This window comes from Vibrio mangrovi (assembly GCF_024346955.1).
Lineage (GTDB): Bacteria > Pseudomonadota > Gammaproteobacteria > Enterobacterales > Vibrionaceae > Vibrio > Vibrio mangrovi.
The window spans coordinates 2647239-2671073 of the sequence record NZ_AP024883.1 but is presented as its reverse complement, the minus strand read 5'-3'; the positions used below and the strand labels follow the sequence as shown (position 1 = coordinate 2671073).

3 protein-coding genes (1 of these 3 cut by a window edge) are annotated in these 23835 nt (G+C 54.1%); all 3 read left to right on the top strand.

All coding sequences use genetic code 11. From position 1 onward, the window contains the following. Tightly spaced (each overlapping or abutting the next), the 3 genes in view from OCU74_RS11810 to OCU74_RS11800 form a layout consistent with a single transcriptional unit that may run on beyond the window. On the top strand, positions 1 to 2936 hold the end of the coding sequence (locus OCU74_RS11810) for a non-ribosomal peptide synthetase (RefSeq protein ID WP_159457393.1). The gene continues 3637 nt to the left of window position 1, outside the view; the window shows 2936 of its 6573 coding nt (coding positions 3638-6573); the start codon falls outside the window, past its left edge; its stop codon occupies positions 2934 to 2936. Next, the gene (locus OCU74_RS11805; protein WP_087479914.1) at positions 2933 to 9799 is read left to right on the top strand and encodes a non-ribosomal peptide synthetase; all 6867 of its coding nucleotides are present in this window, start codon (positions 2933 to 2935) and stop codon (positions 9797 to 9799) included. Before OCU74_RS11810 ends, OCU74_RS11805 begins: the two co-directional genes overlap by 4 nt. Further along, a complete protein-coding gene (locus tag OCU74_RS11800; protein WP_087479913.1) occupies positions 9796 to 23835 on the top strand; it encodes a non-ribosomal peptide synthetase in 14040 nt (4679 codons plus the stop codon). The genes OCU74_RS11805 and OCU74_RS11800 overlap by 4 nt, the downstream gene beginning before the upstream one ends.

The following is a 23835-nucleotide window of genomic DNA, read 5'->3' as shown; positions in this document are numbered from 1 at the left end:
AGCACCTTTCTGCGGATGATCAGGCCGTTGCTTTCAACGACTTTTTACAGCAGGAAAGCCGTAATGGTTTTGATATCGGCCGTGCACCACTGATGCGGGTAACTTTAATCCACTTCGGCGGTGAGCAGTTCCGGCTGGTCTGGACACGTCATCATCTGGTTGTCGATGGCTGGACTTCAGCGCTGATTGCCGGAGAAGCGATCGCACTCTATCGTCAGGAAACACTGGCAGATGCGCCGACACTGGAAGGTTACAGCCAGTGGCTGATATCTGGTGATGAGACTCAGGCGATGGCTTACTGGCAGCAGGAGCTGGCCGGTATCGAACGTCCGACCACACTGGCAAGGGCTGCGGCGGTTCAGGACGGAAACGGGCAACAGTACCGGCAAAGCGAAATGAGTGCAGATCTGCTGGCACAGCTGGAACAGCAGGCCAGAGCTCATAATCTGACGGTAAATACATTGTTGCAGCTGGGCTGGGCATTTGCCCTGAACCGGGCAACCGGACAGCGTGATGTTGTTTTCGGCAGTACGACCTCGGGGCGTTCTGAAGCCGTGCCGGATATTCAGCAAACTGCGGGAATGTTCATCAACACTTTGCCGCAGCGAGTGAGACTTGAGCCGCAAACATCTGTTCAGGAACTGGCCCGTAAGGTCCAGCTCAGTGCCGCCGGAGCCCGCAATGCCGATTATCTGTCTCTGGCTCAGATCCAGTCATCACTGGCATTGCAACCGGGAGAGGCACTATTCGATACGGTGCTTGTCTATCAGAACTATCCTTTCCCGCCAGCACTTGCCGGACTTGAATCACCTAAAATCGGGCTGCTGTCAGTTGCCGAACACAGCAATCTGCCATTGATGTTGCAAATGGAACCCGGTGATACGCTGAAGTTGCATTGTCGTTATGACAGCCGACGCATCAGTGACGGGCAGATCACTGCATTGCTAAACACTTTTGAACAGGCTCTGAACATTCTGAGTCAGACGCTGACCCGGAAGGTCGCAGAGGTTCTGACAGCACTGGTTCAGGCTGAATCCGGACTGTCGGTACTCAATGGCTCCCGGCCGACATCACAACCGGAAGCGGTGGAGCATCTGGATCTGATTGAGCATATTCAGTCTCAGGCCAGCCGGACACCGGAGAAGGAAGCACTGATTGCCGCGGATCGGCGTTATACCTATGCCGCTTTGGTTGAGGCGATTGAAACACGGGCAGCGGTGCTGGCAAGAATGTGTAAAGCTGAATCGGTGCAGACCGTCGCTGTTGCACTACCGCGCGATTCCGGGTTAGTGATTCATCTGCTGGCCCTTTACCGGGCGGGGATTACTTATATTCCGCTTGACCCGACTCATCCGGCTGAACGGCTGGAAAGTATTCTTGAGCAGTCCGAAGCTGAATTTTTGCTGGTGTCTGAACCCATGCCACTGAAAAGCACCATCCACCAGATCACGCCTGATGAGCTGAAGCAGGCGGAAATGCAGGAAACTGAAGCGGTTCAGACAGCTGTCATACCGTCAGACGATATGACTGCCTACAGCATCTTTACCTCCGGTTCGACCGGCAAGCCGAAAGGTGTACAGATCTCAAGAGGAGCGTTGCGGCACTTTATGCGTGCTATCGCCGCTGAAGTTCCTGTTGCTGAACACAGCCGTCTGCTGGCTGTGACGACCATCGGCTTTGATATCGCAGCGCTGGAACTGTTCCTGCCGTTGCTACAGGGCGGGGTTCTGGTCCTTGCCAGTGAAAGCGACTGTAAAGATGCGCAGGCGATGATCCGGCAAATTACGGCACATCAGATCAATGTGATGCAGGCAACGCCAGCCACCTGGCATGGTCTGGCTGAGTACGAAGGCGCATGGTGGAACTCGCTGAATGTACTGTCAGGCGGAGAAGCGCTGCCCAAATCACTGGCTGAAAAACTCCTGCTTCGGGCGAATTGCCTGACCAATCTTTATGGTCCGACAGAAGCTACGATCTGGGCCAGTTGTGAGCATGTTTCCTCCGCCTCGCTGGAAAATCTGCCAACCAGTCATGTGACTATCGGTCAGCCGCTGCGCGATACCGGCTTTTACATTCTTGATGAATTACAGCAGCCGGTCCGGACAGGAGTTGAGGGTGAGCTTTATATTTCCGGGCAGGGATTAGCGCAAGGCTACCTGAACCGGGCCGAGCTGACCGCGGAGAAATTCGTTGCCAATCCACTGAACATGGAACCGGGTGTCCGGATGTACCGGACCGGAGACAGAGTGATGATGGATAAACAGCAACGAATCCATTATCTCGGCCGGATGGATTTTCAGGTCAAGCTCAGAGGATTCCGGATCGAACTGGGAGAAATTGAAGCACTGCTACAACAACACGATGCGGTTAAAGAAGCCGTTGTTGTCCTGTGGGATGCACAGCAGGATTCGGCCTTCATTGCGGCGTATGTCACTTTGTCTCATACCGCTTTGTCTCAGAAATTACTGTCTTCTCAGGAAGATTGGTCCAGTGAATCCGGGGTGCTGACGGCATATCTGGCAGAACATCTGCCTGCTTATATGGTGCCGGCTGTTGTTCAGGTGATGGAACAACTACCGCTGAACACCAATGGCAAGATCAACCGGCAGGCTCTGCCATACCCGGCTGCGGGAGAAGCATCCCGGCATGTGGCACCAACGACTGAAACAGAGAGAACACTGGCGGAGATCTGGCAGCAGATCCTGAATGTCACGGATATCGGCGTTGAAGATAACTTCTTCCATCTGGGTGGCAACTCCCTGTCAGCGACCCGGCTACAGGCCAGAATCCAGCGTACGTTTCATCAAAGCCTCTCTCTGGCCGAGATCTTCCAGAATCCGACAATCAGTGCAATCGCAGAAAAATTAGCAGCCGTATCTTCACAGGAAGATGATCTGGCGATGATGGCTGCCCTGTTAGATGAGTTTGAATTATGAGTCATTCCGAATTGAAGCAACATAATAGCCCGGCTGATGCGTTGGACCCGCGTAACATAGCACAACGTCTGGCGCAATTGCCGCCGGAAAAGAAAGCGCAGTTCCGGGCTTTACTCAAGGCCCGTAACATCGATAGCTGGCAATTGCCGATTGTCGCGCTGCCGCATCCGGAAAACCGGGCAGTGCTATCGAGTGCCCAACAGCGGCTGTGGTTTATTGAACAGTACGAACAGGGCAGCGCGCTGTATAACCTGACCGGACGTCTGGTACTCAACGGTTACCTGAATCAGCAAGCTATGGCACAGGCTTTTGCCATGCTGTTACAGCGTCATCATATCTTACGCAGTACTTATCAGATCGATGAAGCCGGTCAGGCTTTTCAGCAGGTTGAAAGCGATTATGAATTGCCGTTCGATGTTCATCTGCATGTGGCAGATATCGATCAGACATGCGAACAACTGGCAAATCAGCCGTTTGCACTGGACCGGGATCTGCCGGTCCGGATCGCATTGTTATCTCAGGAAGGAGACGACAGTCAGTGCTGGCACCTGCTGTTTGTCATCCACCATATCGCGTTTGACGCCTGGTCTGAATCGCTGCTGATTCAGGAGCTGGCTGCACTGTACGAACAGTGTTTGCAAGGCATGGACGAACCGAATGGTGAACCGGTATTGCAGTATGCCGATTACGCGACCTGGCAGCGGGAGTGGCTGGCAAGTGAACCTGCGGATGAGCAGCGGGCTTTCTGGCGTACAACGCTTACCGGTGCGCCGGTAAATACTCAGTTACCGTTTGATTTTCCCTATCCTGATGTGGTGGCAAGAAACTATCAGGGAGCACAGGAAAGCCTGACTCTGCCAGTGTCTTTACTCCGGGAGGCCAGAGCATTTGCCAGTCGTGAAGGGACAACCTTGTATAACGTCATGCAGGCCGCATTTCTACTGTTGCTGAATCAACGGGGCGCCGGTGCTGACATCTGTCTGGGCACTTCGGTTGCCAACCGTCAGCGCCCAGAACTGGAAGAGATGCTCGGATTTCTGGTCAATACACTGGTATTGCGCCATAAACTGCCACAACAGGTGACTTTCCGTAAGCTGGTTGCGCAGGTTTCCGGTACGACACAGGCTGCATTCGAACATCAGGATCTGCCGTTTGATCTCCTGCTGGATGAACTGAATATTGAACGTGGTCAGGCGTGGAGTCCGCTGTTTCAGGTGTTGTTTGTGTATCGTAATGTACCGCGCAGTACACTTGAGCTGACGGATTTATCCGTTGATGTTGTTGAACGCGAACTTAAACATGCCCGCTTCGATCTGACCGTTCGTTTAAATGAAATCCGTTTAAATGAAGCCCGTTCGGATCAAGGTGCGGAGACGCTACGCATCGATCTGGAATACAGCACTGAACTGTTCCGCGGAGAAACCGTTCGTTCGCTGCTGCAACAGTATCAGCAGACGTTGGCTCAGGTATTGGGTGAGCCGGATAGCTTCTGGAACATCCATCAACGGGAAACCGCTTTGCTGTCGGCATCGGTTGAAACGACACCGGCGGAGAGCGTTCTTCAGGAAGCTGCGGAAGATTCGGAAGCAGTGATACAGCTGGCAGAGCAGATTGCCGCCGGATATCAGGAACTGCTGTGCAAACCGATCTCAGTTCAGGATAGTTTTTTCCAGCAGGGTGGAGATTCGATTCTCTGTCTGCAACTGGCAGCCCGACTGAAAAAATCCGGTATCCGGCTGACACCGAAACTGGTTTTTGCCCGGCAGACACCGATCGAAATTGCCCGCTCTCTGCTGAATACGGTTCCGGAAGATTCCGCAGCGGTGGTGCAACTGGCGGAGCAGATTGCTGCCGGATACCGGGAACTGCTACACAAAAATATCTCACTTGAAGACAGTTTTTTCCGTAATGGCGGGGATTCGATTCTCTGTCTGCAACTGGTCGCCCGGCTGAAAAAATCCGGTATCCGACTGACGCCGAAACAGGTGTTTGCCCGCCAGACACCAATTGCCATTGCCAGAGATTTGCTGGCGGATGAGGCGACTCCGAAGGCTGAATCCGGATCGCAGCCAAGTCAGGACACTCAGGCGATCCCACTGGCTCCGATTCAGCACTGGTTCTTCGAACAGCATCTGATGCAGGCCGATCACTGGAACCAGTCGGTATTGCTGCGTTACGCCACATCTATTGATATAGCAAGTTTCCGTCAGGCGGTGGCACAGGTGTTTGCCCTTCATCCGCAGTTATCGGTGCGATATACAGCATCTCAGGAGGTAAGTCCGCAAGCGCAAGCTGTGTGCAGACAACATCCTGCAACAAGCACGTGGACGGTCGAACAACACACCATTGCTTACAGTGAGCTGGAGACACGACTCGGTGCGCAGCAGTCATTATTCACACTGCATGACACGGCTCCGATTCGGGTCGATGTGATTGACATTAGTGATCGGGAAGGCGGCCGGATTCTGCTTTCCGCACACCATTTGGTGGTTGATGGCGTTTCCTGGCGGGTGCTGATCAGTCAGTTGTGTCAGGCTTACTTTAGTCTGTCAGCCGGGATTGCCGCTGACTTACTGTCTCCGCCGGTAACTTATGGACAGTGGGTGCAGGATTTACAGCACTGGCCGGAAGAGAAAAAGCGTGCCGCCCGAAATTACTGGCAGCCGCTTGCAGGGACAGACACCTTAACCCAGCAGCGTTGGGTCAGTCTGCCTGCGGTTGACGGGACAGTCGATTTCTCCCAGCCGAACCGACTGGCGGACAGCGATTTTATCGATGTCCGGCTGGCGTCTCATCTGACGCGGAAACTCACCACCACAGCACTGGAAAGCTACGAGCTCGGTATCAATGACCTGTTGCTGGCGGCACTGAATGGTGCTCTGGCACAGTGGCGCGGAGAGCATCAGGTTCTGATTGAGCTGGAAGGTCATGGCCGTCAGCATGATGAACTGGATTTGTCCCAGACCATCGGCTGGTTTACCAGCCGTTATCCGGTGCTGTTACGTTGTCATTCTGTTACGGAGGCTGATTCTCTGACGGGGACAGATACTGTTGAGTGGACAGATGACACCATGCGTCAACTGGTATTGGATACTCAGGCTCAGCTTCGCCGGGTTCCGGATCAGGGACAGGGATTTGGCGTGTTGAAATATCTGTGCGGTGAACTGACCGAACTGGTGACACCTTCGATTGTGTTTAACTATCTCGGTCAGTTGGATCGCGGTTTGTCGATGCAGGATATTGCCTTGGCTGATGAGCAGGTTCCGGAGCAGCGGCATGGCAACAATGCCCGCAAGCAGTGGCTTGATATCAACGGTATGATCAAAAACGGTGAGCTGGTGCTGCGCTGGCAGTTTAACCGTAACGTACAAACCACTGAAGCTATCCGGGCGGTTGCCGAGAGTTTTATTGCCCGTCTGACCGATTTAATTAACCATTGCGAACAGGCGGTCAGCGGTGTGGCGTTAGGTGATTATCCGCTGATTGCTGAATCAGTCGTCTCTCAGGCGGCACTGGAACATCTGGTGGCCTCTTTGCCGGTGTCTCCGACGCAGGTAGACAATCTCTACCCGCTGACGCCTACACAGCAAGGAATGCTGTTCCACACACTGGCAGAACCGCAGAAAGGTTTGTATCTGAACCAGAGCCTGATCGATTTTCACGGCGAACTGGATACCGATGCGCTGCAACAGGCCTGGCAGGCACTGATCGATCATCATCCGGTGCTGCGCAGCGGCTTTATCTGGGAAGGGCTGGACATTCCGTTGCAATACGTGAGTTCAAATGCGGCACTGGACTGGCAGAAGCTGACACTGTCCGGCGGTGAACTACTGGAAGACAGCCTTCGGGAGCTGGCTGACGCCGAACTGCAACAGGGTTTTGATATCAGTCATCCGGTGCTGATGCGGCTGAAACTGATCCGCATCCGGGAAGATTATCACTGCCTGATCTGGACGCGTCACCACCTGATTGTTGATGGCTGGTGTACCGGCCAGATGGTGGCTGAAGTGCGGCGGTCTTATCAGAGTCTGACAGAAGGAAAAGGTATATCCGGTTCACTGAGTGTCGGTGAGTTTGCCGATTTTGTTGCCTGGCTGAGTCAGCAGGATCATGCGGCCAGTCTCGACTACTGGCAGCAGTTGATCACATCTTCCGGTGCCGCAGAATCTGCCAGACTTCCCCGGCCGTTCAAACCTGAGCTGAGTCTTGTTTCAGAAGCGGAACACGGACTACAGCAATACACTCAGTCTCTGACCGCCGAATGTACCGCCGGATTAAAGGCGCTGGCTGCGCAGCACCAACTGACGCTGAACTCCCTGTGTCAGGCAGTGTGGGCGCTGGTTCTGGGCCGTTATACCAACCATGAGACGGTGACCATGGGGATTACCAGCTCCGGTCGTCCCGATGCGCTGGAAAATGCCCAGCAGATGATGGGTGTGTTTATTACTACCATTCCTCTGGTTGCACAGATGAATCACGGGCATCGGTCGTTCATTGAACTGGCCCGGACCCTGCAAAATCAACTGCTGGACAGCCGTGAGCATGAACATGTGCCGCTGGTCGAAATTCAGAAAATCTCCGGTCTGACCGAAGCGTTGTTCGATAACCTGCTGGTGTTCGAAAACTATCCCGGCGACCAACACCGGATGGCGGACAGTCTCCGTTTTACTGTCCGTGAAACCATAGAGCGCAACAATTATCCGCTGACGCTGGTGCTGATCCCGCATCAGCAACTGGATATTCGTTTTGCCACTGACCCGACCCAGATCGAATCTTCAGTCGCCACCGCGATGCTGGATGATTTCGTGACTTTACTGACTCAGGTTGCGAGCAGTGGGGAAATGGCAGATTGTGCTGAATTGATGCGTTTACTGGCGACAGCAAAACAGGAGTCCGGCCCGTGGCTGTGGAATCAGACCCAGACTGACTATGACGTTCCCGCAACGCTGGATGCTTATCTTGCCCGGCAGGTCCGCCTGACACCGGACAGCACTGCTCTGATCTGCCCGGCGGCTATTGTTGCCGGTTACTGGCAGCAGGAGGGCGATCTGACGTTGTCCTACCGCCAGTTGGATGAGCATGTTCTCCGGCTGGCCAACTATCTGCGTCAGTCCTGTCAGTGTCGGCGTGGTGAACGGATTGGTCTGTCGATGCGCCGCTCTCCGGAGATGGTGATTGCCATGCTGGCGTGTGTGAAACTCGGCTGTGCCTATGTTCCGCTGGATCCGGATATGCCGGGACAACGTCTGGCAATGATTGCACAAAGTGCCAGCCCCAAAGTGATTCTGGCCCAGAGTCAGGTCGGACAGTTGCTGGTAGATCATGGTGTTGGAGGTGAAGCTACACCGATCATTGCAATTGAAAAAGCGCTGGCTGCCAGTCAGGCCTATAACGGAGAGGCACTTGATGGCGCGGAACCTGATCAACACGTACAGGCCGACGATATTCTGTATGTCCTTTATACCTCCGGTTCGACCGGAAAACCCAAAGGTGTGGCGATCCCGCATGGAGGAATTGTCAACCGGATTGCTTGGATGCAGGACACTTTCCGTTTGCAGGGCGATGATGCCGTATTACAGAAAACACCGTATGGTTTTGATGTGTCGGTGTGGGAGTTCTTCTGGCCTTTAGTCAGTGGTGCAACGCTGGTGATGGCTGAGCCGGATGCACACAAAGACAATGCCAGACTTGGTGAACTGGTACTTGACTATGCGATCAGCACCATGCATTTTGTTCCGGCAATGCTGCATGGTTTCCTCGAAGGTTTACCGGGACAGACGTCTTCGGAAGGGCTGTCTTCAGAAACTCAAACATTTCCGGGGTTGAAGCGTTTGATCTGTAGTGGTGAAGCGCTCCCTTACCATGTCCAGCAGAGCTGTCTGCAACAGTTGCCGCATGTGGCGCTGCATAACCTCTACGGACCAACGGAAGCTTCGATTGATGTCACCTGGTGGGATTGCCGGGCGCAGAATATTGTCAGCGAAGTGCCGATCGGTTATCCGATTGCCAATATGCAGACCTGGATTCTGGATCAACATCTTCATCCCGTCCCGGTGGGTGTGGAAGGGGAACTGTATCTGTCGGGTATTGGTCTGGCTGCGGGTTATCTTGGACAGCCGGAACTGACTGATGCTGCTTTTATTCCGAATCCGTGGGCAGAAGCCGGAGCGGAGCATGATGCACAGCACGCACGACTGTACCGGACCGGTGATCTGGCGCGTTACCGCCCTGACGGGGCGATTGAATACCTGGGACGGGCCGATTTTCAGGTGAAAATCCGCGGGCAGCGGATTGAGCTGGGAGAAATCGAAGCCATTCTGGCAACCTATCCGGATATTCGTGAAGCTGTGGCTCAGGTGCGCCGACGCGCAGAGCAGGACACACTGGTCGGTTATGTTGTCAGTGATCAGCAGTTGCCGGTTGAGCCGATTATCGCTTTCCTGCAACAGCGTCTGCCGGCTTATATGGTGCCGGACCACATTGAAATCCTGGCGTCGCTGCCTTTAACCCATAACGGAAAAGTGGACCGCAAAGCACTGCCGGAACCGCTCTGGCCGCAGTGTGGATTTATTGCACCTCAGACTCCGACGGAACAGCAACTGGCACGACTGTGGCAGGAACTGCTGGGCCTTGACTCCGTCGGACGTCACGACAACTTCTTTGCTTTGGGCGGGCATTCTTTACTGCTGACCCGTCTGGTGAACCGAATCAATCAACAATTTAACCTGAATCTTCGTCTGGCGCTGCTGATGGAAATGCCGGATTTATCCAGTCTGGCTGCCTGTATCGATATGAACAGCCACACTTTCCATGCTGAACAGGAAATGGATGACGAAGACGAAAGGGAGAGCTTTGAATTATGAGTATTGCAGTACTTTTGGCCGAGTTATTCCAACATGATATTCACCTCCGTCTGGCGGACGGCAAATTAAAAATCGATGCCCCGAAAGGGGCATTGACTGCGGAGGTCAAGCAGACATTACAAGCCAGAAAAGCGGAAATCATGGCTTATCTGGAAAGCCAGAATCAGTCTGTCGGGCTACCATCTCTGAGCCGGGTTGATCGCGCCGCCCGATATTTCCCGCTCTCTTTTGCTCAGGAACGGATGTGGTTCTTACAGCAGTTTGAGCAGGAGAGCGGGCAATATAATGTTAATGCGCTTCTGTCGCTGCATGGTGATGTCTCTCTTGAATTGTTCCAGCAGGTCTTTGCTCATCTGATTAGCGAACAGGAAATCTTCCGGACGACATTTCAGGCCGGAGAAGACGGTCGTCCGGTCGCCGGACTACTGGATGCGGCGGATGTGATCCGGCGGCTTCAGATCCGGGAGGTTGATTTAAGCGGGGTTAGTCAGTCAGGTGAACATGAGCCGGCGTATGACAGCGCTCTGCAGGCAGCTATGAGTGAGCCATTTGATCTGGCGCATCCACCGCTGTTTCGTCTCACTCATCTGAAACTGTCATCGGGAGAATCCCGGCTACTGCTGACATTTCACCATATCATCATTGATCACTGGTCTTTGCAGAATCTGACCCGGATGATGGTGCAGACAGCCAACCAGATGAGCATCCGATCTGATTCGGGAGAGCTGGCTACAGATCCGCAGGAGACGCGGTTTCAGTATATCGATTATGCTCAATGGCAGAAGCAGCTACTCAGTGATAACACCTACGATAATCTGCTGGCTTACTGGCGCGGGACGCTGGAAGACGGGAACTACAGTCTGGATTTACCGATGCGTCAGTCAGTCGGTGAGGATCGCGCAGGCCTCAGTGATGCCGGTGCCCGTTACCATTTCACACTGGAAGGTGCGGTTTATCATCAACTGAAACAGGTGTGCGAATCCTATCGGGTAACACCTTATACGGTACTTCTTGCCGCCTATCAGTGGATGTTGAGCCAGCGAACCGGGCAACGGGATATTCGGGTTGCGACGCCGGTAGCAGAACGTTCTCTGCCTGAGTTTGAAAATATGCTCGGTCTGTTTGTCAATACACTGGTGATTCGCACTCAGTATTCCTCTGAGAGCAGTGCCGAATCATGGTTACAGTCGGTGCATCAGGCAGTCAGCGGTGCCCAAAGCCATAGTGCCATGCCGTTTGAAAAGCTGGTCGATGAACTGGTTTCTTCCCGGGATATGGCACATGAGCCGCTGGTACAGACGATGTTCAACTATCTGGATGAATCATCGTCCGGTGAGATTACGCTGGGTGACATGCAGATCCGGGCGCTGCCGGTGCCGGAGTTTACCTCGAAATATGATCTCTCTTTATTTGCAGTGCATCATGCGCAGCATCTGGCGCTGTCCTTCCAGTACCGGACGGCTTGTTATGATGCCGGACAGGTGGCGTTACTGGCCTGTTATTATCAGACCGCGCTGACCCGCCTGCTGGATGCATTGCTTAGAGAACCGGCCCGGTTGCTGAAAAGTTTCCCGGTGCTCAGTGATGACGAATGGCAAACGTTGCAAGACTGGAATCAGACCGGACTTGCTGCTTTGCTTCCGCCGGAACTGAAACATCAGACGCTGGGAGAAGCGCTGGAAGCACAGGCGTTACAGACTCCGTTGCAACAGGCGCTGGTCTTTGCTCAACATGATAAAAACTCCCGGAATAATGAAGAGGTCCGTTGGGATTATCAAACTCTGAACCGCCAGGTGAACCAACTGGCGAACTGGCTGGTGAATCAGGGGGTTGATACGGAAAGCCGGATTGCCGTCTGTATGCCACGAGGCGTACAGATGGTGGTGAGCCTGCTGGCGATTGTCAAAGCTGGTTGTGCTTATGTGCCGGTCGATCCCGAACATCCGTCTCAACGGCTGACGCACATTGTGGAACAGGCGCAGCCTGCATTACTGCTGACCGTACCGGAACTGGCCGATCTGGCCGCAGAATTTTGTGGTGCTATGCCCTGTCATCTGTTGGATGACTCTTTTTCTCTGACTGCCGGAGAAGCCACAACATGCCCGGATCTGAGCAAATGTGGTGCGGAAAATCTGGCTTATATTCTCTTTACCTCCGGCTCGACCGGCAAACCGAAAGGTGTCGCTGTGCCGCATGTCGGGGTGATGAACCGTATTCTCTGGATGCAGAATGAGTATCCGCTGGATGCATCGGATGTGGTGTTACAGAAAACCCCTTACAGCTTTGATGTCTCGGTGTGGGAATTCTTCTGGCCGCTGATGGTCGGTGCCACGCTGGTTGTGGCTCAGCCCGGTGATCATAAAGACAGCCAGAAGCTGGTTGATTTGATCCGGCATCATCGTGTCACGACCATGCACTTTGTACCGACCATGCTGCAAGCCTTTTTAGAGCATCACGATGTGGCTTCCTGTACGTCGCTGCGCCGGGTGTTCACCAGTGGTGAAGCCCTTTCATTTGCGTTGCAAGAACGCTTTTTCTCCCATTTCTCCTGTCAGTTACACAATTTGTACGGCCCGACAGAAGCTTCGATTGATGTGACTTACTGGGACTGTTCCAAGCCTTGTCCGGGCGTGGTGCCGATTGGTTATCCGATCGCCAATATGCAGACCTGGATTCTCAACGAAGATCTTAATCCGGTGCCGGTTGGTGTTCCGGGTGAGCTGTATCTCAGTGGTCCGGGGCTGGCAAGAGGGTATTTTGGCCGGGATGACCTGACGGCGCAGGCTTTTATTACCAATCCACTTCCCCTGAATGAGAATCCGAATAGTGACAATCACTGGTATGCGCGTCTGTACCGGACCGGCGATCTGGCCCGTTACCGCAATGATGGCAGTATTGAATATCTGGGACGGACCGATTTTCAGGTCAAAGTCCGTGGTCTGCGGATCGAACTGGGTGAAATCGAAGCAGCACTGCTTGATTTGAATTTTGTCAAAGAGGCGATTGTGACGGCACCGGACAGTCAGACGCTGGCGGCTTACGTGGTACTGGACGGAGATGAACCGGACTGGAACCAGTGGCAGGCTCTGCTGGCATCCCGTTTGCCGGCTTACATGATTCCGTCGGTCTTTATGCGCCTTGAGCGTATGCCGGTGAATGCCAATGGTAAAGCGGACCGCAAGGCTCTGCCAGCGATTAACCTTGCCTGTCAGAATGCCGGAGAGTATGTCGCACCGCAAACCCGGAACGAAACGTTACTGGCGCAGGTATTTGCCGGAGTGCTCAGGCTGGAACAGGTGAGTATTGAAGACAATTTCTTTGCCTTAGGCGGCGATTCCATCATGAGCCTGCAGGTGGTTGCCAAAGCCCGTGAACTTGGGCTGGCAATTGAGCCGAAAGAGGTGTTTAAACATGCGACGGTGAAAGCACTGGCGAGTGTTGCCAGAGCCGGAGAACAGACTGTGTTCAGCGGCGGAGAAAGTTATGGGAAAACCCGTCCGGGGGCAATTCAGCACTGGTTCCTGAACCAGAACCTGCCGAATCCGGATCAGTTCAATCAGGCGGTATTACTGTCCGGAACCGCTCCGGTTAATCCGGTGTTACTGGAACAGACACTACTGCGTTTATTACAGATGCATCCGCTACTCTGTGCCCGTTTTACGCAGGAGGCAAGCGGAAGCGACTGGATATTAGCGGTTCCGTCTCCGGACGAGATCATGCCGGAAAGGCTGGCGCTCAGATCGCTTGAGTGGAATGTTGAGGCCGGAGAAAATCTTCAGCCGCAGATTGATGAACTGTGTCGTCAGGAACAGAGCGCACTCTCATTGAGTGAAGGAAAACTGTTCCGGGCGACCTGTGTGCGGATTAACCGCTTTCAGAGCAATAAAGAGCCATCTGCTGCGGCCGAATACCGGTTGCTATTGGTGGCGCACCATTTGGTGATCGATGCTGTTTCGTGGCGGATTCTGCTGGATGCACTGAGCCGTGATTATGAGCGACTGTCTGCCGGACAGACCTTAGAACCGATCCGGGCGATGACACTGCCGTATAAAGGCTGGGTTGAACGATGCCGTAAGCGGTTCGGCTTACCGGAAGGCGATGTCCGCAAAAGTCTTGATATATGGCAGCAGTGGGCGGCACAGCCGGACGTTCAACAGGCGTTGCAGGTGTCTTATCCATTGGCAGAGCAACCTCTCTTTCCCCGGCAGCCGATCGGGATTGCCGCGATGGAGCGGTTTGAGCTTTCTCAGGAAACGACCCACACATTGCTTCAGCATATTGCTCCCCGGATGAAAGCCAATGCCGAAGAGATTTGTCTGACGGCGCTGGCTCATGCCCTGAGTGAATGGAGTGGTCAGCCACATCATCTGATTCAACTGGAAGGGCATGGCCGGGATCAGCTCGATGCCGATGTCAGCCAGACGCTGGGCTGGTTTACCCGGATTTATCCGGCGCTGATCAGTGCTGGTAGTCATGGTCGCGTGCAGTCATGGGCTGACGCATTACTGCACAACCGCTCGGTGCTGAGTGGTAATCCTGAGCGACAGTCTGCTCAGTCCGCTCAGTCCGCCCTTCCGTTTTTGCAGCTTCAGTCGCAGTTACCGGAATCTTTAGAAGTTCAGGAACATGACCTGTTGCATAAAAGCAACCAGCCGTCACTGGTATTTAACTATCTGGGCCAGTTGGATCTGACATCTGAAGATGGTCACGGATCAGCCTTGTTCCGCAAAGCGCCGGAACAACTGTCAGCCTTCCGGGATGAGCAGAATCCGCGTTACTGGCCTATTGAAGTTAATGCATTTGTGCAGAATGGTCAGTTGGTGGTGAATGTTCAGTATGCAGCTCAATGGCTGAGTCAGACTCAGGCACAAAAGCTGGCTGAGTATTTTTCCCGCAGTCTGACATCACTGGCTGGTGCAGGGCCGATGGCAACCGGGGCGATTGCTGCGGATTATCCGCTGGCGAAAGTCAGTGATGCGCAACTTCTGACGTTGATCCGAACGGCAGAACAGCACGGTGTTGAGATCGAAGATATCTACACCTTATCTCCGGCACAGCAGGGCATGTATTTCTACTGTCTGGATCATCCGGATGCGTATATCAGCCAGAGTCTGGTGACCTGTCGGGGAAGATTCCACATGGAAGCGTTCCGGCGGGCATGGGAGAACGCAGTGAGTCGTCACTCCGCGCTGCGGACCCGGTTTATCTGTGATGGTGTGGATGAACCGCACCAGATCGTACAGAAACAGGCATCGCTGATTTTTCGTGAGTATGACTGGTCACAACTGACGGAAGCTGAGTGTCAGCAGCAGATGAATGTGTTGCAGACAGAAGAGTGTCAGCAACTGAATCCGGAGCAGGCTCCATTGATGCGGCTGGCTCTGATCCGTTTGTCAGACACCACTGACGGTCAGGGCAATTACCGGCTGGTCTGGACGATTCATCATCTGATTATGGATGGCTGGTGCCTGCAACGGCTGGTCGGGGAAGTGATGGCAGACTACCGGAAACTGGTACAAGGAACGGCTATCTCCGGGTCTCCGGTTTCCTGTTACCGGGACTTTATTGCATGGCTGGGCGAACATCATCAGGAAGCAAAAGCCGAAGCCTACTGGAAAGATACCCTGTCAGGATTTCAGGAAGCTAACCCGTTACCCAAAGGTGCTACCGGTTTGCCGCAGGAGCCACAAACGACGACATTCTACAGTCAGTCTCTGGGCGAATCACTCACCGCTCAGCTTGCAGGCTGGGCCAGAACTCAGGGTGTGACGCTCAATACAGCCATTCAGGGATTATGGGGGCTGGTGCTATCCCGTTATATGGCGACTGGCGATGTCGTTTACGGTGTTACAACCTCCGGACGTCCAGCTGATTTAGCCAATGCAGATGCGATTATGGGAGTGTTCATCAATACGCTACCACTGCGGGTGAAGATTGATGCTGAGGCACTGTTAGGAGAGTGGCTGACAGCATTGCAGGACCAGAATCTACAGATGCGCGATTATGAGCAGACGCCACTGGCAAAGATTCAGCGTTGGTCGGACATTCCCGGAAACGGAGCATTGTTCAATTCCCTGTTGGTATTTGAGAACCTGCCGGTTGCGGATTCGGCACCGATTGAAGGTTTGTCGCTGACTTTAGATGATCACCATGTCGAAAATAATTTCCCGCTCACGTTACGGGTGGTACCGAGACAGAATCTGCAATTTGATCTGCTGATGGATCCGCAGCAGGTGGATGTGACTCTGATGACCGGGATCGTCCGTGGGCTGATCCGCTGTATTGAACTGGTCACGTCTGAGCCACTGTCTTTACACCTGCCGTTGCGGCAGTTACTCAACCGTTGGGCCGGATATGAACAACAGACGATACGCTTACCGGCCCCGGCAGAACGTCATGCGTTACAGCGGATGAGTGCTCAGAACGGTGAAACCACGGCACTTGAATTCTATCCACAGGGCGCACCGCTGACTCGCTGGTCTTACAGTGCTCTCTTGTCTCAGGCCGGAAAACTGGCCCAACAGCTACCGGAAGTTCACCGGGATCGAATCAGTGCCGGTCAGCCGGTCATTGCTATCTGCATGCCAAGGCAGATGGAACAGATCCTCGCGATGCTGGCGGTCTGGTACAAGGGAGCTGCCTGGGTCTGTATCGATCCTGAACTGCCGCTGGCACGTGTTGAAGCGATTGTTGCCGATGCCCGGCCTGCTTATTTTATCGGCGGTGAAAAACCGGACTGGGCAGCAGCTCAGGGTGCTGATTTACTGAAAGAGTGCAATTGGGTCGATATTTCAGGACTGATCGATCCAGCAGCTGAAGCGACGGGACAACCGGTATTCCCGGATCTGAATCCTGAAGATACGGCTTATCTGGTTTATACGTCCGGTTCGACGGGGCAACCGAAAGGTGTGCAGGTGACTCACCGCAATCTGCTCAGTTATGTCGATGCGCTGTTTGACCGGGTTAGTCTTGGGCCAAAGGTCTCTATGACGACGTTTTCGACGGTTGCCGCAGATCTCGGCTTTACTTGTGTGCTTGGTGCGTTATGTAGTGGCCGGGCATTGCGTCTGCTGCCTCCGGGATACTATTTTGATCCGGAAGCACTGGCGGAAACACTGGCACAGCAGCCGGTTGATGTCCTGAAAATTGCGCCGTCACATCTGAAAGCTCTGCTGGCGGTTGCTCAGCCGGAGCGTCTGTTGCCGAAAACGTGCCTGATTGTCGGCGGGGAATCTCTGGATGCAGCTTTACTGGCACAACTGCGTTCACTTGCTCCGGCAATGAGAATTGTCAACCATTATGGCCCGACGGAAACTACCATCGGCTGTACCGCCACACAAATCCACTCCGCAGATGATCTCGGTTCGATAGGGACGCCGCTGGCGAACAATCTGGCTTATGTTGTCGATGATTCCGGGCTTGTCGTGGCTGATGGCATCGCCGGAGAACTCTGGATTGCGGGGCTTGGTGTGGCGAAAGGTTATCTGAATAAACCGCAGGAAACGGCCAGACAGTTCAGTCAGACCGGTGACTTCGGCCTGACCGGGGCGTCGGCGTCACTGCCGCTGTATAAAACCGGAGACCGGGTTGCCAGAGGTTCGCAGGGGGAACTGATTTATCTGGGACGTCAGGATGATCAGGTTAAAATCCGGGGATTCCGGGTAGAACTTGCGGAGGTCACTGCAACCCTGAAAGCCATGGATGAAGTGCAGGATGCCGTGGTACTAGCGGTCGACGGGCCGAGTGGGAAACGTCTGGCGGCTGCCGTTATTCTGACCGGTGAGATTCCGGCTGCCGGTGTGGCTTCTGAGCCCCGGACGCTGAAACATCTCGAAGTTAGTATGGAAGAGAAGTTACCGGATTATATGGTTCCCCGGCTATGGCAGGCACTGGAACGTTTTCCGCTCCAGAAAAACGGCAAGCTGGACCGGCAGATGCTGGCTGCAAGTCTGACTGAACCGGCTGTTACACAGTCAGTTTCGGAGCAGCAACAATCAGTTTTGGAACAGCAACAACCGGAATCCTCTCGTAAGTCAGCCCAAATGACACCGGCAACCGATGTGTTGCTGAGTGATCTCTGGCAGAGTCTGCTCAATGTCCGGCCACAGCCGGACGACAATCTGTTTGCCCTGGGTGCTGATTCGATTGTCTGTCTGCAATTTATTGCCAAAGCCAGACAACACGGATTTAAATTCACTCCGAAACAGATCTATGCTGCACCGACGGTTGCAGAGCTGGCGAGACTGTCAGGTGACAGTGTGACCGATGGCGTTAAAACTGTGCCGATTGCAGCGACCGAAAGTTCCCATGATGTAGTACAGAACCATCCGGCTGTCAGTAACGGTGCTGATTCTCAGCCGACAGCAGATCAGCCTGAACCGGAACGCTCTGTGACCGAGGTACTGCAACAACTCTGGTCAGCTTTGCTTCAGCAAGACGTGGATGTCAGTGATAACTTCTTTACTCTGGGGGGCGATTCGATCATTGCACTGCAACTGGTCGCCCGGGCGCGACAGCATGGTCTAGTGATTACGCCGAAAATGCTGTATGCCACGCCGACGATTGCTGAACTCGCAATCAGTCTCGGTGAACTGGAATCGCCGTCAGAAGCAGTGATGACTGCTGATCCCGCAAAGCGTCATACAGAACAGGCGAATTCCGTTCAGATGCATGACCAATCGCAGGATCGTGAGCAGCGTTTCCCTCTGCTGCCGATTCAGAAGTGGTTCTTCGAGCAGCCGCAGCCTTATCCGCATTACTGGAATCAGGCCGTGATGCTGCAATTACCGGAACAGATCGATCACCAGCGGATGAGTCAGGCCGTCGAAGTGTTACTGGTAAAACATCCGCTGCTGACGGCGCGGTTTGAGCACATGGATGATCCGAGCCGGGCAAGTTACTGGCTCTCTCATGAAACCGCCGCTGTTTATGCCGGATTTGACGGGCAGGATGAGAACGGGGCTGCGGCTCTAGTTGCGGCAACCCAGCAGAGTCTGAATTTAACCGCCGGACCGCTGTTTAAAGTAGTCGCTCTGAATATGGCTGATGGCGAGCCCCGGTTACTGCTGGTGGCGCATCATCTGGTGGTAGACGGTGTCTCGTGGCGGGTGATTGGCCGGGATCTGCATCAGGCTTATCAGGCACTTTGTGCTGGTGATTCGGTTTCCTCAGGAGCCGAGATCACGACAGCACAGCAGTGGCAACAGGCACTGGTTGATTTTCCGGATGACAAGCTTGCGACAGCCCGGAACTACTGGCAGCCGATGGTCGGTCAGTTCGATGCCGGACTGCTGATTCCCGGAGCTCAGCCCGGAACGGTCGGTGAAGTTTATTCTCACCGCCAGACATTCTCAGCGAATCTGACGGAACGTCTGATCGGCCTTGGTAGTCTGCATCAGCGTTCAGCCTGCGAAGTGGCAATGGTTTCGGCTCTGGTTCGAGCCGTCAGTATGCAGTTCCCACGTCAGCAGTTGCTGATCGAGATGGAAAGCCACGGTCGCAGCCCCTGGCAGGAAACGCAGGATCTGAGTGAAACGGTCGGCTGGCTGACCAGTCGCTTCCCGGTCCGGTTAACCTGTGATGCTGAAACACTGGAATCGGTAGCGTGGCAACTGGCGGATGTTCCGGATCTCGGGATTGGCTATGGCGTGCTGCGCTATCTCAGTCAGAGTCTGGCCTTCCCGGCTCCGCAGGTTCTGTTTAACTATCTGGGACAAACCGGCTCGCTGGATGCGGACTGGAAACCGGTTCAGGGAGCCGGACAGGCCCGTCATCCGCACAGTATCCGGCGTCAGTTGATTGAGGTGACTGCACAAATTCGTGACGGTGTACTGGAAGTGGTCTGGCAGTATCCACCGTCACTGAAACCGCAGTTGGAGCCGGTTGTCGATGCGTTTCATGAGCAGATGAACCATCTGGCTTCTTTGCCGGAGTTATCGGTGGCGGAAACTCGGTCTTCTCCGGCAGCAACTGCCGGGCAAAGTGCTATCGATTATCCTTTAACCCCGGTTCAGCAGGGAATGTATCTGCACAGTGCCGCGAGTGCCGGAACGATGTATTTCAATCAGACGGCCGTCGCTGTATATGGTGATCTACAAGCCGGAGCTTTTCTGCAAGCCTGGCAGGAGACGGTCAATGCCGAACAGGCTCTCAGAGCTCAATTTGGTGAAAACCAACAGGGAGAACCGCGCCAGTGTTTTGCACCGCAGGTCATATTGCCGGTCGAGCAACTGGACTGGTCCGGCTGTGATGAATCACAGCTACAACGTCGTCTGGAAGAACTCTGCCTGAATGATCGCCGGAAAGGTTTTGATCTGAATGTGCCACCGCTGATGCGTCTGTATCTGATTCGGGTCAGCGGGCAGCAACACTGGCTGGTCTGGAGCCGTCATCACCTGATCGTCGATGCCTGGTGTTCTGCGCTGGTCATTCAGGATGTGATGACCCGTTACCGTCAGGCGATGGGTGACCGGAGCGTACAACTGGCTCCGCGTCCGGATTTCTCTACTTATCTCGACTGGCTGGAACAGCAGGATCTTGATGCTTCGAAAGCTTTCTGGAAATCCTACCTGAGTGGATTTGATACGCCGGTGGCTTTACCCGGCGGAGAGCCGGATGGCAGATTCGAACTGTTTGATCACTGTTTAAGCGAAGAACAAACCGCGGCAGTGAAGGCGCTGTGCCGCACCTATGGTGTGACTTTAAACACAGTGATGCAGGTGGCGTGGGGGCTGACTCTGGCTCATCATAGCGGGCAGAAAGATATTGTTTTCGGTATGACTACCTCCGGGCGTCCGGCTGACCTGCCTCAGGCGCAGCGTATTGTCGGTATCTTTATTAATACGCTGGCAGTCCGTCTGCCGCTACAACCCGATCAAACCCTGGCACAACTGCTGACTACAACGCACCGTCAGGGTGTCGAACTGCGTGAACATGAATGCCTGCCGTTGGTGGATATTACGGCACAGAGCGAATTGGTGCACCGGGGACAGTCACTGTTTGATTCGCTGATGGTGTTTGAAAACGAAGCACTCGGAGAGTCGTCAGGTCAGGAAAACCGTCATGGCTTATCGGTGACTCCGCTACAGGCATATGAGCGCAATAACTACCCGCTGACTCTGACTATTATGCCGCATGAGTCACTGGTGCTTCGGGTTGCCTGTGATGGTGAAAGGGTTTCTGCGCTGGCAGCCCGGCATATGCTGGCGACACTGGAACAGATTCTCTCCGCTTTCACCATGGCTCAGGGAGACGAACACCTGAAGGACTTATGCTGGCAGGCATGTCCGGCTGAGGCGCATTTCTGTGGGGAAGCGGCTGAGACCGGCTCATGGCATCTCGGTTCCGGGTTATTGTCGGACTGGGAACTGAAAAAAGATCGGGTCGCGGTCGCTGCACAGGACGGGCAACTGACTTACGCCGAACTGCTTGAACGCACGCTATGCCTTGCACATGTGCTCCGGAAACGGGGGATAAATAAACAGAGCCGTGCCGTCGTCTGCCATTCACGCCAGACCGATATGCTGGTGGCACTGCTGGCTGTGTATGGTTCCGGTGCCAGTTATATACCGCTGGATCCTTCCCAGCCGCAGGAACGTTTGCAACTGATTCTGGAAGAGACGCAGCCGGAGCTGATCCTGACGGATGGTCAGATAGTGATCGGTGATGCCGCGTTGAATCAGCCTGTAGCAGCATTAATCCGGGGGATAACACTTAGTGATGCTGATTATGCGTACGAACTGGAATGGTTGCGGCATCAGGATAGCGGTCTTGCCTATACCATCTTTACTTCGGGTTCGACCGGGCGGCCGAAAGGGGTACAGATTGCCCGTCCGGCGTTGAGTAATTTTCTGCACAGTATGCTGACGGCAACCCGGATCACCGCAGCCGACAAGCTTCTGGCAGTGACGACGGTTGGTTTTGATATCGCGGTACTGGAACTGTTTGTGCCACTGCTGGCTGGTGCACAGGTAGTCATTGCTGATGAAATGATGGTCCGGGACGGTGAAGCTTTATCCCGCTGCCTGCAACAGCAGCATATTTCTGTCATGCAGGGAACACCGATGACCTGGCAGATGCTGACGGAACAGGAGCATCGGGACTGGCACCATCTTACGGCGTTGGTCGGCGGTGAAGCGCTGCCGCCGACTCTGGCCGGAAGTATCCTGAACCGTGGTGCGCGTCTGCTTAATATGTATGGTCCGACTGAGACGACAGTCTGGTCGTCCTATAGTGAGATCACTGCGGAGAATATGCACCGTCCGCCGCTGGGACAACCGATTGCCAATACTCAGTTTTACGTGCTGGATCCGTGGCTGAATCCTGTCGCACCGGGAGCGGAAGGTGAGTTGTATATCGGCGGCGCTGGGATTTCTGAAGGTTATCTCAACCGGATGGATTTGACCGAAGCCGCTTTTCTGCCGGATCCGTTTACTTCCCGTGATGGCGCGAAGATGTATAAGACCGGCGATAAGGTACGTTTGTCCATCCACGGAGAACTGCATTATATCGGCCGGACTGATTTTCAGATCAAATTGCGGGGTTACCGCATTGAGACCGGAGAAATTGAAGCACAGCTCTGTATGATTCCCGGCATCAGAGAAGCGGCTGTCAGTCTGTGCTATGCCGGAACACCAAAGGCGTGTCTGGTCGCTTATATCACCACTGATGTTACTGCTGATATTTCCGGAACTGAAAGCGGAACCGAGCAGGTAAAATCCCGTCTCGGACAGGTGTTACCGGCATATATGGTGCCGCAGCACATTGTCTGTCTGGAAGCGATGCCTCGCAATGCCAACAATAAAGTTGACCGCAAGGCACTGCCGGAGCCGGCCGGTATAGCAGATGAAGCAACAGCCCGGACTGAACCGTGTACCGCGACAGAACAGGCGGTTGCCACGATCTGGCAAACCTTGCTGGGGACAGAAAAAGTGTATCGTGAAGATGATTTTTTTGCCCTTGGCGGCAATTCACTACTGGCCGGACGGCTGATTGCGATGCTCCGGCGTCAGTGGGCAATTGAGTTACCGCTGATGCAGGTGTTCCGTCATCCGGTCCTGCGGACATTAGCTCAACTGGTGGATAGTGAGCAGGATCAGACGGAAAGCGGAAACGATCCGGATCTTCAGGATCTGCTGGTGCCGATGAATGCCCGTGCTCAAGAGAACCTGCATACCCGGACAGCCTGTGACAATGTCTTTTTAATGCATCCTGCCGGCGGAATTGTCCGGGCTTATCAGGAGATGGTAAAAACATTTGCTGACCGCTTCCCGGTTTACGGGATTGAATCCCCGCAACTGCATGGCTCTGCATCCGAGCTATCACCGCTTGCACCGACAAGTATTGAACAGCTTTGTGCACACTATGTGCAGTTGATTCGTGCTGTTCAGCCTCATGGCCCTTACCGGCTGGCAGGATGGTCTTTCGGCGCATGGCTGGCTATGGCTGTCACTCATCAACTGGAAGCTGACGGTGAACGGGTTGAATGGGTCACGATTATTGATGCCAGAGCCAACGCCCACAAAGCTCGTTTGCAAGTGCCGGAGCTGAACCGGGTTAGCCGTTATCTGGCTTGTCTGAATCATCGTCACCGGACATTACTGCTGGAAAATCGTCAGACTGAACTGAGTGAGCTGGAACAGGACTTAGCGCGCCTGTCCCCGCAAGAACAACTGAACATCGATCAATATGCTTTTGATGCACTGGTGCAGTTGATTGGTGAAACGGAGGTGATTTTTGACGGGGAAGGTGACAGGGCACTGCGTTTTATTCAGATGCAGTTATTCATGAGTAGCCACCGGCTGATGCAGGAGCATACGCTCAGACCGGTCGCCGCGCCGCTGATGGTGTTCTGGTCAAATCAGACGTTGAGCGGTTCCCGCTATCAGCAGGGTGCAAGTCCTGATGAGTGGGATGTTTACGGTCAGGTTCAGCGACAGACGCTGCCTGGTGATCATGAAAGTATTGTGCGGGACACAAGGGTTGCTGAACAAATACTGGAAAGTATGCATTTTTCTGGTGAGGTTCTGGATGGTTGA

Excerpts from the sequence above, each read along its gene's own strand:
- OCU74_RS11805 (WP_087479914.1), top strand. The coding sequence starts at position 2,933 with ATGAGTCATTCCGAATTGAAGCAACATAATAGCCCGGCTGATGCGTTG.
- OCU74_RS11800 (WP_087479913.1), top strand. The coding sequence starts at position 9,796 with ATGAGTATTGCAGTACTTTTGGCCGAGTTATTCCAACATGATATTCAC.